General features: G+C 68.0%; 19 protein-coding genes and 4 pseudogenes. 15 read left to right on the forward strand and 8 right to left on the reverse strand.

Annotated elements, in window-relative coordinates; genetic code table 11:
* Positions 1-684 precede the first annotated feature (684 nt).
* Positions 685-1,020: a hypothetical protein gene (locus tag ACFYO0_RS25855; RefSeq protein WP_388680287.1), complete on the forward strand. Its 336-nt coding sequence runs from the start codon at positions 685-687 to the stop codon at positions 1,018-1,020.
* Positions 1,021-1,075: 55 nt separating this feature from the next.
* Here ACFYO0_RS25855 and ACFYO0_RS25860 read toward each other — a convergent pair whose 3' ends face one another.
* Positions 1,076-1,450 (reverse strand): hypothetical protein, encoded by a 375-nt coding sequence (locus ACFYO0_RS25860; protein WP_388680290.1) that lies wholly within the window; start codon positions 1,448-1,450, stop codon positions 1,076-1,078.
* Between the two features lie 794 nt (positions 1,451-2,244).
* On the opposite strand from ACFYO0_RS25860, the gene ACFYO0_RS25865 reads away from it, so the two are divergent.
* Positions 2,245-2,469, forward strand: a complete 225-nt coding sequence (locus tag ACFYO0_RS25865; protein WP_388680293.1) for a hypothetical protein — start codon at positions 2,245-2,247, stop codon at positions 2,467-2,469.
* A 143-nt stretch (positions 2,470-2,612) separates the two neighbouring features.
* On the opposite strand, the gene ACFYO0_RS25870 is transcribed toward ACFYO0_RS25865, so the two are convergent.
* The gene (locus tag ACFYO0_RS25870; protein WP_388680296.1) at positions 2,613-3,698 is read right to left on the reverse strand and encodes a hypothetical protein; all 1,086 of its coding nucleotides are present in this window, start codon (positions 3,696-3,698) and stop codon (positions 2,613-2,615) included.
* Positions 3,699-3,739: 41 nt separating this feature from the next.
* Between ACFYO0_RS25870 and ACFYO0_RS25875 the strand changes: the two genes are divergently transcribed.
* Positions 3,740-4,063 carry a prepilin peptidase gene (locus ACFYO0_RS25875; RefSeq protein ID WP_388680299.1) on the forward strand — a complete coding sequence of 108 codons (324 nt, stop codon included), beginning with the start codon at positions 3,740-3,742 and terminating at the stop codon, positions 4,061-4,063.
* A gap of 147 nt (positions 4,064-4,210) precedes the next feature.
* Here ACFYO0_RS25875 and ACFYO0_RS25880 read toward each other — a convergent pair whose 3' ends face one another.
* The 3 genes from ACFYO0_RS25880 to ACFYO0_RS25890 all read right to left on the reverse strand — a co-directional run bounded on the left by ACFYO0_RS25880 (position 4,211) and on the right by ACFYO0_RS25890 (position 5,731).
* Positions 4,211-4,372, reverse strand: coding sequence for a hypothetical protein (locus ACFYO0_RS25880; protein ID WP_388680301.1), 162 nt, complete (start codon positions 4,370-4,372; stop codon positions 4,211-4,213).
* Between the two features lie 280 nt (positions 4,373-4,652).
* Complete coding sequence (locus ACFYO0_RS25885; protein WP_388680304.1) at positions 4,653-4,859, reverse strand: DUF397 domain-containing protein; 207 nt, start codon at positions 4,857-4,859, stop codon at positions 4,653-4,655.
* Between the two features lie 5 nt (positions 4,860-4,864).
* Positions 4,865-5,731: a helix-turn-helix domain-containing protein gene (locus ACFYO0_RS25890; protein WP_388680307.1), complete on the reverse strand. Its 867-nt coding sequence runs from the start codon at positions 5,729-5,731 to the stop codon at positions 4,865-4,867.
* Between the two features lie 206 nt (positions 5,732-5,937).
* Between ACFYO0_RS25890 and ACFYO0_RS25895 the strand changes: the two genes are divergently transcribed.
* From ACFYO0_RS25895 to ACFYO0_RS25945, 11 genes and pseudogenes are all read left to right on the forward strand, one after another.
* Positions 5,938-6,444, forward strand: coding sequence for an ATP-binding protein (locus ACFYO0_RS25895; protein ID WP_388680310.1), 507 nt, complete (start codon positions 5,938-5,940; stop codon positions 6,442-6,444).
* Positions 6,445-6,615: 171 nt separating this feature from the next.
* On the forward strand, positions 6,616-7,587 hold the full coding sequence (locus ACFYO0_RS25900) for a hypothetical protein (protein WP_388680312.1): 972 nt from the start codon (positions 6,616-6,618) through the stop codon (positions 7,585-7,587).
* A gap of 314 nt (positions 7,588-7,901) precedes the next feature.
* Positions 7,902-8,027 carry a hypothetical protein gene (locus ACFYO0_RS25905; protein WP_388680315.1) on the forward strand — a complete coding sequence of 42 codons (126 nt, stop codon included), beginning with the start codon at positions 7,902-7,904 and terminating at the stop codon, positions 8,025-8,027.
* A gap of 153 nt (positions 8,028-8,180) precedes the next feature.
* Positions 8,181-9,455: a TfuA-like protein gene (locus ACFYO0_RS25910; RefSeq protein ID WP_388680318.1), complete on the forward strand. Its 1,275-nt coding sequence runs from the start codon at positions 8,181-8,183 to the stop codon at positions 9,453-9,455.
* Positions 9,445-9,828 (forward strand): annotated as a pseudogene (locus tag ACFYO0_RS25915) (hypothetical protein); the annotation flags it as partial. The gene ACFYO0_RS25910 and the pseudogene ACFYO0_RS25915, both read left to right, overlap by 11 nt.
* Complete coding sequence (locus ACFYO0_RS25920) at positions 9,822-10,574, forward strand: YcaO-like family protein (protein ID WP_388680321.1); 753 nt, start codon at positions 9,822-9,824, stop codon at positions 10,572-10,574. The pseudogene ACFYO0_RS25915 and the gene ACFYO0_RS25920, both read left to right, overlap by 7 nt.
* Positions 10,571-11,380, forward strand: a complete 810-nt coding sequence (locus ACFYO0_RS25925; RefSeq protein WP_388680324.1) for a class I SAM-dependent methyltransferase — start codon at positions 10,571-10,573, stop codon at positions 11,378-11,380. Before ACFYO0_RS25920 ends, ACFYO0_RS25925 begins: the two co-directional genes overlap by 4 nt.
* Positions 11,381-11,395: 15 nt before the next feature.
* Complete coding sequence (locus ACFYO0_RS25930; RefSeq protein ID WP_388680327.1) at positions 11,396-12,445, forward strand: NAD(P)H-dependent glycerol-3-phosphate dehydrogenase; 1,050 nt, start codon at positions 11,396-11,398, stop codon at positions 12,443-12,445.
* Between the two features lie 48 nt (positions 12,446-12,493).
* Positions 12,494-13,135 carry a hypothetical protein gene (locus ACFYO0_RS25935; RefSeq protein ID WP_388680330.1) on the forward strand — a complete coding sequence of 214 codons (642 nt, stop codon included), beginning with the start codon at positions 12,494-12,496 and terminating at the stop codon, positions 13,133-13,135.
* Between the two features lie 58 nt (positions 13,136-13,193).
* Positions 13,194-13,346, forward strand: a complete 153-nt coding sequence (locus ACFYO0_RS25940) for a hypothetical protein (RefSeq protein ID WP_388680333.1) — start codon at positions 13,194-13,196, stop codon at positions 13,344-13,346.
* Positions 13,343-14,272, forward strand: coding sequence for a hypothetical protein (locus tag ACFYO0_RS25945; protein WP_388680335.1), 930 nt, complete (start codon positions 13,343-13,345; stop codon positions 14,270-14,272). The genes ACFYO0_RS25940 and ACFYO0_RS25945 overlap by 4 nt, the downstream gene beginning before the upstream one ends.
* Before the next feature lie 24 nt (positions 14,273-14,296).
* On the opposite strand, the gene ACFYO0_RS25950 is transcribed toward ACFYO0_RS25945, so the two are convergent.
* Positions 14,297-14,929: an HAD-IA family hydrolase gene (locus ACFYO0_RS25950; protein WP_388680338.1), complete on the reverse strand. Its 633-nt coding sequence runs from the start codon at positions 14,927-14,929 to the stop codon at positions 14,297-14,299.
* 441 nt (positions 14,930-15,370) lie between these two features.
* A pseudogene (locus ACFYO0_RS25955) lies at positions 15,371-15,616 on the reverse strand (winged helix-turn-helix transcriptional regulator); the annotation flags it as partial.
* On the opposite strand from ACFYO0_RS25955, the pseudogene ACFYO0_RS25960 reads away from it, so the two are divergent.
* A pseudogene (locus ACFYO0_RS25960) lies at positions 15,615-15,885 on the forward strand (ATP-binding protein); the annotation flags it as partial. The pseudogenes ACFYO0_RS25955 and ACFYO0_RS25960 sit on opposite strands and share 2 nt — an antisense overlap.
* A gap of 32 nt (positions 15,886-15,917) precedes the next feature.
* Here ACFYO0_RS25960 and ACFYO0_RS25965 read toward each other — a convergent pair.
* Positions 15,918-16,088 (reverse strand): annotated as a pseudogene (locus tag ACFYO0_RS25965) (NAD(P)-dependent oxidoreductase); the annotation flags it as partial.
* Positions 16,089-16,178: the final 90 nt, after the last annotated feature.

The following is a 16,178-nucleotide window of genomic DNA, read 5'->3' on the forward strand; positions in this document are numbered from 1 at the left end:
TCGGTGACTGCCGGGTTGCGGGCTGCGCCGAGCGTGCCGGCTCCCCGCTCTGCCTGTGCTATCGGCACGAGAGGCAGTACCGCCGTGATGGCCGGCCGGGCGGCGCCCGCATGGAGACGAACTGGTCCCGGATACTGGCGAAGGGCGGACAGCCGAAGCTCCTCTTCACCGACGAGGAACGGTTCCGCCGGTGGTGCACGCAGTGCGTGATTCGGCATCGCCGGGCGAACGGAAGGTTGTCCCTCAAGGGGCTTCGGCCCCTGGCCAAGGCGGAGATCCAGTGGGCTATGGTCCACCACGCCCAGGGGGCTGAGGAAGGAGCTTGCTGGCCGCTGCTCTGGGCCCAGGCCGCCGCCGACTCCTGCCGGGAACAGGACGTGAACACTCTGGTCGACCTCGACCTGGACCTGGACACGTGCCCTCAGCAGGGCCGGTATGTCGCCAAGGCGATGCTCAAGCACCTGCGGTTGATCTACTTCACCCGCGAGGACACCAAGGACGCCGGCTTCATCGAGACCGAACACTTCGGAGTCCGCTTCCCGCACACCGAGAGCCACATCGACCTCACTGAAATCTCCCAGCGGTGGCTCCGCGACCTGCTCTGGGACAACCTGGCAGCCGAGCTCACCGCCAAGCCGCCCCGCTCCCGCGGCCCCTTCGACTGTACCCCTCATCCACGCCAAGATGTTCCTCCTGGGCCATCTGTGGTGGCACGACGAGGACGGATCTCCAGCCGGCGTCGCCGACGTCACCGGCTTCACCCCCAAACGGCTGTGGCTGGGCAGCACCAACGGAACCGAGAGCTCACGGCTCGGTCTGGAGTTCGGCGTCTGGCTGGACGACCCCGATCTGCTCGCCGACGCAGAGCAGTTCTTGGTCAAGGTGATGCGGTCATCCGAGGGCATCGACCCAGACGACGACCTGTTCGAGCCCGAGTACGTCAGCGTCGGGTACGACGACGACGCCTTCTACGACGCGATGGGCAACGTCGACGACGCGTCCGAGGAAGACGACGAATGACCCCGGATCGCCCCCGGTACTCCGTGCCGTAGCCGGGCCACGCCCAGCAACGGCGTCACGCCGATGCGGCGCCCGACGCGTCAACGGGAGGCGGCAGGGCGCGCAGGCGTTCGCGCAGATCGGCCACGTACTCGGCGGGGCGGGCAGCGAGCAGGCCCTCCAGACGCCCAAGTCGGGTGCGGGCGGTGGCGCGCAGACGGCTCGGCGGAACCCGGTCGAGAACGTCCAGGGCACGCTGAGCAGCGTCGGACGGCATCTCGGGGGCCTCGGCCTGGGCGAGGACGAGTGTGGCGGCGGCCCATCCGGGGGTGCCGGCGGAGCGCGATGCCGTACGCGCGTACGCCCGCCGGGAGTGGCGGGCCCGCGAGGACCCCAAAAGGCAGTGACGGTGAGGAGCGACTAGGTGTGCCGTCTCGGACGTTGGTGCCACGGCTGTGTTCACTGGGCGGCCGGGTCAGCTTCCCTTCTCACCCCCACCCCAACCCTGGCCGCAGCGGGCTACGGTGAAGCGGACCGACCGAGGTGAGGGGGACATCCATGAAGCGCAATCCGTGCGTGGTGTGCGGCACCACCGTGGAATCCGTCGCGGCCGAGCCCCTATGTTCCCGCGCATGCAAGCGCGCCTGGTTACGGAAGTTCCCTGCCGACGACGGACCAGTGCAAGAGAACCCGGCTCGTTGCGAGTACTGCAGTGAGACGTTCGAGAGGCGCAGCAACCGCGGACGTCCCCAGCTGTACTGCACGCCCGCGTGCAAGCAACGGGCGTGGGAGCGTCGCCGGGCACAGGACATTCGCGCATGGAACAGGGTGCCCGCCGCAACAAAGGGGCTGCAGGGGCTTCACCGCGGATTCGCGCGCTACAACGTGACTGCGCCGGATGAGGAATTGGAGGAGTTAGAGAAGGCTCTCCTCGACACGCTCGTCGAGACGAGAAGGCTCTTGCGCTGGCGACGGGAGCATCGCCTCCGTGCCTGACCTCCGATTTACGTTGTGACGTAAAGCGCCGAGTGGGTGGTGCTCGCTTCGAGCGGCCCACAGCATCTTTTCAGCGCGTTCGCCCGGACCGCCCTCCTTAAGGAGAGGTCCGGGCTCATCCATGTGTGGATCCGGTGCCTTCTTTTGGGAGGGCACCGGCTCCTTGCCGTCCTGGCCGGAGCTTCCAGAGCCTGCCCGGCGTAACCGTCCAGAGTCCGGCGGACAGGCCCGAGCCGAAAGGCACATGGGATGAGCATGCACCTCGACCTGACAGGCATCGTCCTGCTCGTGGTCGGCCTCCTGGCGGCGTATACCGCTCACAAGTGGAAGGAAGTGATCGCGCCCGTCACCGTGGGGGCCATCGTGGTGACACTGCTGGTCCTGCTCACTCAACAGCCAGCGCCCGCCCCTCAAAAGTCCTGCCTGGCAACGGCCTCGGCCACTGCCAGCTGTCCCCCGCAAACCGCGCCCTAGATTTTCGGTTCCTCAAGACGTTGGGGCCGCGTCCTCATCGAGAGCCAGCAGCCGGGCGGCAAGGTCCACGTAGTCGCCAGCATCGCGCGGGCGATCGCTGGTGGCGCCGCTGGTGGCGCCACCAGCCTCATGAGATGGCACAGCTAGGCGTCGGCCTCTTCGTCGTTGGGGTGCTCGAGATCCTGGTTCAGCGCACGAAGCAGTGCCTGAGCGAGGAGGATCGCCGGCAGTACGAACTCCGGACGGTAGGTGTCGGGCGAGGCCTCGTGCGCTCCGAGGTGGCGGTTGAAGGTGTCCTGGGTGGCGCCTGGCCCGAAGGCGCTCCTCATGCCGGCCAGTACCAGGAAGTGCTTGAACTGCAGGAGAGTCAGGTCGCCCCAGTCGTCCGCGTCGTCCAGGGCGCTGCCGATGGTGCCGTGATGACTGCCCTTTGTGTACGTCACCTGGGGAAAGGAACGCCGGATCCAGGCGTTGCCGTGCCTCTTCATCGCGGTGTCGAGCACGTTGCCCGCCAGGGCCTGGGCGCCCTCGCTGAAGCCGGCCCGCGCGGTGCGGGTGGCAGCGCTCAGGATGGTGACCATGTCGGTGAGCTCGGGGTGGGTGACGATCTGGAGACTGGTGTCGACGTCGTCGAGCACGTCGTCGCGGCGTTCGGCCAGAAGGGCGTAGCGCTCCTCGCGGGTGCCGAGCGGGAGCAGGGCTTTGACGATCTCGGTGCGTGGTGCCCACGCGAGGGACAGGCCGTCGTCCTCGCCCAGGTCCAGGATCGTGTAGAGGTCCTCGGTGTCGAGGCCACTGAGGTTCGCGGGCAGGAAGAGGGCAGCCGTCTTCGCGAGTTGGTCCAGCAGTGTGCGCGGGAGCGACACGCTGCGCACGACGTCGTTGATGCGGGCGTGCCAGTCGTAGATGTCGCTCAGATCGCTCTGGAGCGCCAGCACGGGCGCGGAGATCGCCCGGCTCTGGCGCTGGGCGTCCAGAACAGCCTGGTAGACGGCGTTGCCCGGCCCCATGACGCTCTCGATAGTCCGGCGGGTGGACTCCATCATCCGGATCTGGCGGCGGGCCGGCTCAAGCATCTGGTCGATCGAGTTGAGCCAGGCCGAGGTCTCCCTGACCGACTTCATGAGACCGGACAGGCCGATGTTGGCGCCGCCGCTCTGCCGCGGCTCCGCTTCCTGATCGAAGTCTTCTTCGCCGTCTTCTGCGCCCGGCGTGTCCTCGTCGTTCATGCACCCATGATCCCGACTCCGTCACGGGCGGGCACGCGCATTTGTGGCCCGGTGCCGGCGGCAGCTGGACGTCCGCGCTGCTCGGCTCCCTCATCCTGGGGGCCTGCTACTTCGTGCTCTTCCTGATCAGCAAGGGTTTCGGGTTCGGCGACGTCAAGCTCGCCCTCGTCCTGGGCGCTGTCCTGGGCTGGTACGGCTGGGCGATCGTCCTGGTCGGTACGTTCGCTGGGTACCTGCTCGGCGCGCTGTACGGCATCGGCCTCATCCTCGCGGGCTGGGCCGACCGTACGAGCAGGATCCCGTTCGGCCCGTTCCTGCTCGCCGGGACACTGGCCGGCGTGCTCCTGGGCTCCCACGCCTCCTGAATCCGGGTACCCGGGCCGTACGGGCATCAGCGGCTATGCGGCCGGCTCCTCTCGCGTTGGGATGTCCGGGGTGACAACGGTCGAGCCGAGCGAAAGCCTCGCCAGCCGCTACTGTCTGGCGGCCTGACACCCCCGCGCCGAAACTGGTCACCGCAGGAGCCAGGTGGCACCGCCGCCAGCCACAGCGGTGGCGAGTGTGATCAGTCGGTGGGTGAAGTGGCAGATGGTCAGGTGTACTCCGCCGACGCGTAGTTCGAGGAACGGCTCACGCTGCTCAGTGGACGTCCGGGAGTCCTGGGACCGTTTCATCGGTCTGCCTTTTCTGGGCGGGTGTACGGAACGAGGGCCGTACACCGGGAGGCGGAACGGCACGGACGATATTGGCTGCTGCGGTTAGCCATGCAAGCGTGATTGACCTGCAGCTTCTCTTGAACGCGCGGCTGCGGCATGGGTGAGGCCAGCAGAGCAACCCGTTGCCGTTCCTCGCGGTACGTACGAGCGGGCCCGCCGCTCCGTAGACGGAGCGGCGGGCCCGCGGGGTATGTGATTGGGTCGCGGCGACGAGTCTCGAGTGTGATCGACCGGCTTCTTACACGTGGGTCTTCGCGTAGTCGATGAACGCCCTCCAGGCGGAGGGCGCCAGCGCGAGGGCAGGCCCCTGGGGGTTCTTGCTGTCGCGTACGGGCACCACGCCAAGGACCTGCGCCACTTCCACGCAGCTCTGGTCACCGCTGGAGTACGACGACTTGACCCAGTCGAAACCGGTCTTGGCGGCGTTCGGATAGGGCTTGCTCACGGGCGTTAGTCCATTTCCTGTATAGCGGCGCGAATGCGGGCGATGGATTCCTCAACAGGAAGGGCTTCCGAGTTGAGGCGACGGAACAGCGTGGTGAAGATTTCCACCTGCGCGGGTTCCTCGTAGTAGACGGTGTCGATGAGGCCGTCGGCGTACACGACGTCGGTCTCCGCGGGCTCCGGGAACGACAGGATGCCGAAGGGCCCGTGCAGGGCCGAGTTGATCGCCGCAGCGGACGGCAGCGTCTGGACCTGGATGTTGGTCTCGGAGGCCTGCGTGGCGAGGTAGTCGAGCTGCTCGCGCATGACGTCCGAGCCGCCCACGCGGTGCCGCAGGCTTGCCTCGGTGATGATGGACCACAGGCGGAGCGGAGCGCCGCGGGAGAAGACCTGCCTCCGTTGCCCGCGCACTTTGACCTGCTCCTGGACGTATTCGAAGTCGTCGGCCTTGTCGGGCCGTTGTTCCCGGATGACTGCTTCTGTGTACGCGGGTGTTTGGAGTAGTCCGGGGATCAGGCCGGTCTCCACGACATAGAGGTCGGAGGCGTCCCATTCGAGGGCGATGTAGTCGGCGTACGCCGACTTGAGGGTGTCCTCGTACTGGGACCACCAGCCGCGCTCGCGGCCGTGCCGGGCCAGCTCCTGGAGTCGGGCGCGCAGCGCCTGGTCGTCGACGCCGTAGAAGTCGAGGAGCACTCGCAGGTCGAGACGACGGACGCCCGACTGGGCTGCCTCGATGCGGCTCATCTTGGACTCGGCGCACTGGAGTTCCTCGGCGGCTTGGGCGAGGGTCTTGCCGGCCTTGGTACGGAGATCGCGCAGCATGCGGCCGAGCCGCCGCTGGCGCACGGTGGGGTTCTTGTTCACGGCCACAGCGAGCGTCCTCCCCATATTCGCTGCTGTCAGTGTGCCTGGCACGACAGTTCGCGACAAGCACGATGATCCCAACTCACAGTAGGGACTTGCACTTTGGGGTGTCGCAGCGCGATAGTGGGGGGCCTTGGCGACTCTCTGTGCAGAATTGATCACTTCGAGCTGCCTGCTTTTCCGAAGGTCACCGGAGCCATGGAGGCATCCGTATGCCGGAACCGCCCGAGCCGACTACAGACCGCTGCCGTTACCCCGCGCACCGCCGGCAGGTTGGGATCGCCCGCCGCCGCGCCGAGCGCGTGGTGGCTGGCTGGGGCCTGGACCAGGAGGTGGTGGACAACGTCACCTCCGTGCTGACCGAGCTCGTGACCAACGCGGTGATCCACGCTCGTACGCCCAAAGGCCGCGAAGTCGGTGTCACCCTGCGGCTGCTGGACAGTCTCGTCCGCATCGAAGTGCGTGACGCCGACTCGACACTCCTCGCCGCCACTTCCGAGCGGAGCGAGGACACGGCCCTGCAGCAGCTGCCCGACAACGGGCGGGGCCTGCTGCTCGTAGACCGGTTATGCCAGGGGCGCTGGGGGAGCGTGGAGGAGATCATCGGAAAGACGGTATGGGCGGAGATACCGCTGACGAAGGCTGCCGCGGGGCCCGTGCAGGAACCGTCGGCCGACCAGCCGGATGCCGGACTGTGTCAGCGAACGGGGGCGAAGTGAGTACGCAGCGTCCGTCCGACGTCGCCATCCGCGAATGGCTGGCACGCGCCCACCCGGAGCCTTCACAGCCGCGTGAGGAATGGACAACACAAGCCGTCGCGATCATGCCCGGATTCATCAGCACCGCCAGCAGCCTCCGCGGCCGCTCAACCTTCCACGAGGACCAGACAGATGACCACCGCGCTCTCCCCTAGCTCCGACGGCACGATCCTGCTCGCCGCCGTCGCCCCCGCCGTTCCCACGCCACCGGGGATCGGCGAGGAGACCGAGCGCCAACTCAACAGCGCCCGGCCGGCATCGGCGGCGCTAGTCGCGCCGCCGTACGACGTCGTCGGCACGGTCTGCGACAGCGCTCGCGTCGTCCTCTACACCGCCAACTCCGACTCGCAGATAGCGACGAAATCGCTGACAGCCCTGCGCGACTTCGCCCGCGCGCAGGGCTGGACGATCGTGCACGAGCTGTATGACCTGGCGCCGCTCGACACACCGCGCCGCCATCGTGCCGCTTGGTGCACCGTCGAACGAGCCCTGCACGCAGGCGAGGCCAACGGAGTCGTTGCCCCCGCCGAGCAGGAGATCGCCTGGAACCCCGGGGACCGCCCCGCATTGCGGGTGTGGCTGCTCGGCATACCGGCGTTCGCCGTGTTCCCGCAGGTCGGACAGCGACGCGCTGTGCACGAGCACAACGAGGCCGGCGCCGACACGGCGCCCTCCGCCGCCGGCGCGCCCGTCGACCGCGAGTGGTTCCGTTCGTACCGGCTCGACGACGTCGCAAGTCTGCGGCGGGTGCGGTCGGATGCCCTTACCTATCTGACCGTTCTGGGGTGGCCCGGGGACATCGTGACGGCGGTCGAAGTCCTCGCCCGGGTCGCCTGCAACGCCGTCGTCCACGCCCAGCCCACCGACGAGTCCGACGCCCACATGGACGTGCTCCTGGCCGTGACCGAGGACGACGAACTGCTCATCGACGTCCGGGACCCGTCTCCCGAGTTCCGGGACAGTGGGGCCGCCATCAACGGTGAGAAGGGGCGCGGCTTGCGGGAGGTTCGCCTGCTCGGGGCGGATGTGACTTGGAGCCTTGCCGAGGACGGCCGCAGCAAGACCGTCCGAGCCCGCCTGGTGCCGGGGGAGGTGCCCGTATGAACCGCACCCCATACCTCGATGCGACGGCGACGGCAGACACGACGGAAAAGCTGATCGAGGAGAACGCACCTGCTTGATCGGCTGACTCAATCCCCCGACCCCGCCGACCCGTTGTACCTCCCCGCGGGGCCAGCGGATGACCGCGCCGCCGCCATGCCCCCTTCCGCTGGCTGGCAGGCGGTGGCGCGGCCCCACACCCAGACCTCCCGTCCGACAGGACGGGCAGGCGGATCCGGTCCTCACCGGTCCGTGGCACCACCGGGCGCGAGCACCCGCTTGCGCCCGCCGTACAAACAGGAGGAAGGAGGAGAGCCGTGGAGCAGTCGAAGTCGGAAATCGCCGCGCAGGACAGCCCCTTGCGTGGGGAGCTGCGCGTCGCCGGGATCGTCGACCAGTCCAGCGCCGTACGCATCGAGGACGTCGAGGACGAAGGCCCCTGACCAGTCCCTGGTCGGGCAGCTGATCTGACACGTCAGCCCGGCCCGGTGGCGCCACCCGTGTGACGCCACCGGGCTCGGTGCCAGCACCACGGAAGTGCCCCTCGGAGCAACTGCGAGGGGCACTTCCCCTACAGCCCCGAACGGAAGCCCTTCATGATCCACGTATACGCCGGGCCCACCCTGCCCCGAGACGAACCGTTACTCAGCGACCCGTCCGTACGCCGTCTGCCGCCCGTACGCCACGGCGACCTGTTCGACGACACGATCGCCGACACCGACACGGTGGTCATCATCGACGGCCTCTACCACCAGGCGGCCGCCCTGCGGCACAAGGAAATCCTCGCCACCCTCGCACGGGGGATCCGCGTCCTGGGAGCCGCGAGCATCGGCGCCCTACGCGCCGCCGAACTGGACCGCTTCGGCATGCGCGGTATGGGCAGCATCTACCACCGCTACCGGACCGGCGAACTCACCGCCGACGACGAGGTCGCCGTCGGCCAGGAGCCGGACGACGACCGGCAGGCCCTGACGTGGCCGCTCGTCAACCTCCGCTACACCCTCGACCTCGCCGTACAGGACGGCGTCGTCTCCCGGGACACGGCCGCAGTGCTCCTCGACGAGTTCCGCAGCCTGTACTACCCGCACCGCACCCCGCCCGCCATCCGCGCCATCTGCTACCGCCACTACGCCACCGCCCTCACCACCTGGCTCCGCGAACGCCGCACGGCGGACCCTCACTTCGGCGACCTCAAGCGGCTCGACGCCCTCAAAGCCCTGCGCGCCGCGCTGTCCGGCATCGAGCCGGCGCCCCAGACACCGGCGGACGGCCTGCACTGGGACACGCCCTACTTTCGCCGCTGGAGCGCGCACTTCGCGACCGAACACGTCGACGGCCTGCAGCTGCCCACCGCGCTGCGTATCGCCTACCAGCAGATCTTCGACCCCAACTTCCCCCATGTGTGGCACGACCACCTTGACCACCTCTCGCGGCACCTTGACGGCGAGACGGGGATGCCGCTGGCCGAGCGCATGACCCGACTGACCGGCGAAGACCCCAGTCCGCCGCCCGTCCGCGCCGTCTTCCGGATTCCCGTCGACGTACGCGACGCGAACACCGTGAAGCGGTTGCTGGCGAACGAGAGCGCCCCCGACCGTACGTCGGTGGCCCGCTACCTCGCCGCGAACGCCGACGCCCGCCGGGCGATCCCGGGCTTCATGCCCGAAACCATCAAGGACGGCGAGGCCCGGCGCACCCTCCAGCAGCTGTGGCAGTGCCAGCCCTCCGGAGTGGAGGACGCGGCCGCCGCACGCGGATTCCGCAGCGCCGCGCACGCGGTCGAAAGCGTGAAGGTCTTCCTGGTCGGCTTCCTGGACGACCAGCCCCAGCCGTTCGAGCCCGCAACGGAGGCGACCACCGATGCCCGCTGACACGATCCGGCTGAACGGGACCGTACGGGCGGCCACCCCAGACGACACCTGGGCCGCCCTCGCCCCCCACCTGCCCCGCTACGGCATCATCCGCGTCGCCGATCTGACCGGCCTCGACCACCTCGGCCTGCCCGTGTGGACCGCGATCCGCCCTGCCGCCCACACCCTCGCGGCCTCCCAGGGAAAGGGAGCCACCGGCCGGCTCGCCGCGATCTCGGCCGCCGTGGAGGCGATAGAACTGTGGCACGCCGAACAGCCGTTACCGGTCGACCAGTACGGCGCCGCCCGGGATCTCAGCCTGCCCTATCCGCTGCTCTCCCTGCCCGTACGCGTCTCGCACACGGCTCTGGAGCGCCTCCCGCTGGAATGGACGGCCGGAACCGGGCTCACCACCGGCCGCCCCACTCTCGTCCCCACTGGCGTCATCTCCCGGGTACCCCGCCCCTGTGGACCCCCGACGTCCTGCGCGCCACCAGCACCGGCCTGGCCTGCGGCAACACACGCGACGAAGCGCTCCTGCACGCGATGTACGAGGTCATCGAACGCGACGTGCTGTACGCGGACGAGACCCTCGACGGCGCTCTGCGTCGCCTCGTCGACCCGGCCACCGTCGACGACCCGTATGCCCGCGCCCTCATCGACCGCCTGCAAGACCGGCGGGTCCTCCTCGAACTGGCCGCCGTGGAAGGCCAGTACGGGATCCCGGTGTGCCTGGCATACCTGTGGTCCGAGGATTACCCGGCCTGGTTCGCCGGCACCGGCTGCCACACCGACCCGGCCATCGCACTGACCCGGGCCATCACCGAGGCCGCGCAGTCGCGCCTCACCTGCATCGCGGGAACGCGCGACGACCTCGCCTCCCGCGATGAGGTCTTCGACACCAGCCAGCCCACCCCGCAGCCCAGGGCGGCCCTGAATCCCTGGCGCCACGCGGCGAACGGGCCCGAAATCAAGGAGGCCTTCGCCGACCAGGTCCCAGACATCGCCTCACGCATCCAGACCGTCACCGGCCACGAGCCGATCGCCGTGACCCTCTCCAGTCCGGACGACCCGCTCGCCGCCGTGAAGGTCATCGCTCCCGGCGCCCGCTCCCGCACCCGAAGGGCGGTTCCCCGATGACCGCCTTCACCGACCGCGAACGCGAACAGGCCGCGCACTACGACAACTTCCACGCCGCCCGCGCCGCCAGCTCCCTCGTCTCCCAGATGTACGCGCACGCGATGGGCGACGCCTACCCGGCCGAAGTCGCCCCCAACAGCTCCTGCGACTGGACGCTCCTGGGCACCCTGGTCGCCCGACTGCAACTGCGCCCCGGCCAGGTCCTCGCAGACCTCGGCTGCGGCACCGGCGGCGCCGGCCTGTGGCTGGCGCGCGCCCTGAACGTGGAACTCGTCGGCATCGACGTCTCCGCCACCGCCATCCGACTCGCCACCGAGCGCCGACACGACTTCGTCCCGGCCGACCGCGCACGGTTCACCGTCGGCAGCCTGGAGACCACCGGACTGCGAGACGCGCACGCTCACGGCCTGCTGTGCGTCGACGCCCTCTTCAACGCCAGTGATCGCGCCGCGGCGCTCAACGAGTTCCACCGCATCCTCACCCCCGGCGGCCGCGCCGTCATGACCCGCGTCCTGCCCGTCGCCGTCCGCCACACCCTCCGATCCCAGGCGCGCTCGGCCGGATTCACGGTCGAGCACATCGACAGGCGACGAAACGAACCGGACTTGTGGCGCCGCGTGTACCAACTCTGGATCGCCCACGAAGACGACCTGCGACGCGAACTCGGTCACGACCAAGCGGCCAACATGCTGGCTGAAGCGCACCGCATGCTGCCCCGCCTCGAGAACCGCCGCGCCGTCATCGTCACGCTGCGCCGGACCGCACCCAGCCCTCGGCCGCCCGCTAGGCTCGCCAGACACCACTGAAGGAGAAACAGCAGGATGAACCAGGTCGCCGTGCTGTCCGCCGGATCGTGGGGCACGACCATGGCGATGGTGATGGCCGACGCCGGCAACACCGTCACGCTGCACGCCCGCCGCCCCGAAATCGCCAACGCGATCAACAGCCACCACCACAACCCGGCCTACCTGCCCGACGTCGCTCTCCCCGCCTCGCTCCGCGCCACCACCGACCCACGCGAGGCCCTGGACGGCGCTGCCCACGTCATCGTCTCCATCCCCGCCCAGACCCTGCGCGCCAACCTGACCTCCTGGGCACCCCTCATCCCCGACGACGCCGTGGTCGTCAGCCTCATGAAGGGCATCGAGACCGACACCGGCCTACGAATGAGCCAAATCATCACCGAGGTCACCGGCATCCCCCAAGAGCGCGTCGCAGTCATCTCCGGCCCCAACCTCGCCCGCGAGATCGCTGTCAGAGAGGCCGCCGCTTCCGTCATCGCCTGCACCAACGAGGCCGCCGCCAAGACCCTCCCAGCCGCCTGCCTCACCCCGTACTTCCGGCCCTACACCGCCACCGACGTCATCGGCTGCGAACTCGGCGGCGCCGTGAAGAACGTCATAGCGCTCGCCATCGGCCTTGCCGGCGGCATGGGCCTCGGCGACAACGCCAAAGCCCTCCTCATCACCCGCGGCCTCGCCGAGACCACCCGCCTCGGCGAGCGCCTCGGTGCCGACCCGCTCACCTTCGCCGGCCTCTCCGGCGTCGGCGACCTCCACGCCACCTGTGCCTCCCCGCTGTCCCGCAACCGCACCTTCGGCGAACACTTGGGACAGGGCATGACCGTCGAGGAGGCCACCGCCGCCACCCGGCAGACGGCCGAGGGCGTCAAGTCATGCAAAGCCATCCTCGACCTGGCCCGCCGCAACGACGTCGAGATGCCCATCACCAAAGTGGTCGCCGCCGTCATTGACGGCCAACTCACCGTCCAGGACGCAGCGAACCGGCTCATGGCCCGCACCCCCAAACCCGAGCGCTACGGCAGCGATCACCTCTCCTGCTGCTTCGCGGCTGCAACGCGGTCGCGCTAGGTGCAATCTGGGGTAAAGGTGCTGCTCATCAGCAAGGGGGAGCGTGCCATGAGGAAGTACTCCGCCTGCTCGGTACGGCCGACACACTGGATCTTGGCGTGCTGCGTAACGATCGCTGTGCTCGCTGGATGTGGCAGTAACGAGAAGGGGAGTGAGTGGCAAAGGCAGCAGCAAGAGGCCCAATCGCCGCAGGAATCTCCTCAGGAATCGCCTTCTGCTCCCACCCTTACGCCGGGCAAGACCATCTCCGTGGTGATGAGCGCCAGTGCGTTGTTCGATGTCCCAGAGGGCACCGCGGACGTCACGCTGGCGAGCATGAGGACCGCCACCTCTGTCACTGACTCTGACACGGGTGCGTCTACCACGGCTGACCCCGGCGAGCAGTTCGTCTGCCTGGAGTTCAAGATCAAGAATACGGGTTCCACGGAGCTCGACACGTACCCCTTCTCCCAAGCCGATTGGATCGGCGAGGACGGCGAGGCGAAGAACCTCGACATCACGCTCGGGATCGAATGCGAAGACCTCGGACAGCGGGCCGACGACCTGGTCAACGCGCCGGATCCACAGCCCGGCCAGTTTGTACGAGGCACCACTGCCCTGAGCGTGCCCAACACCCAGCCCGGCAGGCTTGAGTTCTCCGACAGGGAAGGCGTGCCCCTCGCCTACGTCGAAACGCAGCGAACACGTTGATCTTGACAAGGGCTGACTGCCAGACCTGCACAAATACCTCTACCAGCGCACGAACGGAATGATCGGCAGCCTCTCGCACCTGATCCGGGCCGCAGCCATCTCCGCGATCCTTGACGGAAGCGAACGCATCACCCGCCGGCAGCTGAACTCCATCCACGTCGACTACGCCAGCGAGCGACAATTCCGGGGCGGGGACAGGGAAGCCGGATGAACCGACAAAGAGGGCCCGCGGTCGTCAAGTCGCTGCCGTTCAAGCCCGCCTTGCTGCGGCCACTGCCACACCCGGTCACGCCGTTCCCCAACGAAACCTTGATTTCCTACCGGCAGCGCCTCGCTACCGCGAACCAGCTGCCCGACTTCCGCACGGTCCGCACACCTTCGCGCTGGCTGCTCTGTCAGCTCGACGAGCTGGAGAAGCTGGAACTGCTCAGCGGTCACCCCCGCAAGGCACTCCTTTGGGCCATCCCAGAGCTTCGTCACTACGATCCGGGCATCGCACCGGAGCCTCAGGGACGCTCCAATCTTCTCATTCGTCGGGCTTGCGACCTTTGTGGTTGGCGGTCCGGGAGCAGTGGTGAGCCCATCTACGTGCACACACGCGGATTCCACGACAACGTCTGTATCCGACACCGACGCTGGCTGGCCTGCGGCAAGGTGAACCCCGAACGGCAGATCAGTCTGGAGAACGCTCCCGAAGTCGTCCGGGCCCAGATCGTTCTGAACCGGCTGGAGCTGAAATACAGAGGCCGTCCTTTTGGCCTATGTTATCAGCTCTGCGAACGCTTCTGGGGAGAGATAGACCACCGGGCGCTCGTCCGAAAGGACAGCGAAGGCACCTTCGAGCGAATCTACCGTCCAGACCCGGACGACCTCCCGAACCGGTTCGGCCCAGTCCAACGATTCCGGAGAGCCGCGGCCTATCCCCGCATCGCCCTGCTCACCCAGCTCGTCATGGCGCTGGCGCTGCAACCAGAACTCGACCGCAAAGCGAAGCAGATCACCGGCGGCACCTACGCCGCCTTCGAGGAGTCCTTCCATCTGGACTACAAGCCCCGCACCCTCACAGGACCGTGGATCCGCAGCAAGTTCAACTCGCTCATCGACGCCACGGCCAAGTACGTCGCACCCCGAACCTGAGCGAGGCAGATGACCCAACCTGTCTCAACGGTCCAGCAAGACGCCCAATGCCTCACGGAGATCAGCAGGTTCGCGATAGTGCACTCCGGTCATCCCGAGCCCGACCGCGGCTTCCACATTCTCAAGTCGGTCATCCACAAAGAGACATCGGTCCACGGCAACCCCCGCCTGGCCGGCCGCGATCTCATAAATCTTCCGGTCCGGCTTGGCCACCCTCACCCGAGCACTGCTGACGACGTGGTCGGCGAAATCCGCGAGCCCCAGCAACGCCAGATCGTCCTCCAGCTCCACCGTCGCATTGGTCACCAGCACCAAGGGCACATACGCCCGCGCCTGAACAAGCATGTCGACCACAACGCCGTCGGCCCTGAACGGCGCATTGGCGAGCGCGGTCGCCAGCTCACGCGCCTGGACCTCCGACACCTGACCGGCCAAGCCGACCACGATGGACTCCACCCACTGCCCCATGGTGATCTCACCGAGGAGCAGTGGGAGGTCTATCTCCGGAGCGAATGCCACCTTCTCGGTCGTTCCCTCCGCCAGCCCGGCACCACGCTCCAGGCTCGCCAGTTCCGTCGTGTCATAGAAGCGGATCACGTTGTCGAGGTCGCACAGCACGGCGTCGAAGGGCCTGCTGGAGATCTTGGAAGTCGTCACTGCCCTTGAATAGCACAGCGACCCTGCATCGATGCCTCTGATTGAGTGAGACAACTCAGCCCTCCGAATCTCGCTCAATCCGAGGCACCCCAGGTCAGAGCACCGCCCTGCCTCGGCTTCAGCGAGACGGGACACAGAAGTCGTTGACCCGTTCCGCCAATGAGTCTGTCTCGGTCCAGCTGAGCCATCTGATCGCGTGTCTCAGTCAGCCTTGGCCATTCGCTGATCTGTCACGCTCTTCCCGAGCCACCGCCAGGCCCGGCCGCCTACGGTCGCCGTACCAGGTCAGCGCCGAGTGGGGTGGCCTGGGGATGCGCCGGAACCCGCAGTAGCCACTTTTTTGTGGGTACTTGGCGGCGGGCGGTGGCCGGGCGACCCTGGTGAGGCCGGCCGGAGGTCCGCGGGATCCTGGTGAGACGTGGGGGGCGATGTGATGGGTCGGGAGGCTGACTGGGTCTCGGCGAGCTTCTCCAAGCGGCGGTGGCCCCAATCGGAGAGGGGAGCCAACGCCTCGGAGAGTTCCCGACCGAACGCGGTCAAGGAGTACACGGTCTTCAGTGGAAGTTCGTCGTGCACCTCCCGGTGCACCAGTCCGTCGGTCTCCATCTCGCGGAGCGCCTGAGTCAGCACCTTCTCACTGAGGCCCGGCAGTAGCCGACGGAGCTCGCCCGGACGGTGCGGACCGGTCGAGCAGTACTGGCGCGAGATCAGCATGGGCCTCGCCCAACACGCCATTCCGGTACGGCACTTCGTCCTCCACGCTGACCAGGACACCCTCCGCGGGCGCATCGAGGGGGACACCGTATCTTGGCCCCTCCTCGTTCCGCCTCAAACACCTCGCGCCCTACGCCGAGGCGGCCCGCACGTGGCTGCACGACGAGGCTGAGGTCGTCGACACCACGCACCTCACGCCCGCCCAGGCCGCCCTGCAGATCGCGGAGGCCGTCAAGAGTTGAGGTCCGCCCGTCACCGGAACCGCGGGTCTTCCTCAGCGACGGCCCAGGAGCTCGGCGATCCGTATGAACCCGTCAGTGCCGTGGCCCTGACCGACGGCTCGGCGGGCCAGACCTTCTGCCGCGCGCATCACGCCCGCGTCGATGCCGTGTGCCTCGGAGGTGTGGACGATATGGGCCATGGACGACACCGCTGAGGTAAGAAGCCGTATCTCAACCGAACCTGATCCCTTGATTTCTGCTGGTCAGGCATGGCTTCGCTCGGGTTGAGGGAGGCATGGCGACGTCTTGTGTCC

The sequence above is a fragment of the Streptomyces sp. NPDC006365 genome (assembly GCF_042870755.1).
GTDB lineage: Bacteria > Actinomycetota > Actinomycetes > Streptomycetales > Streptomycetaceae > Streptomyces > Streptomyces xiangluensis.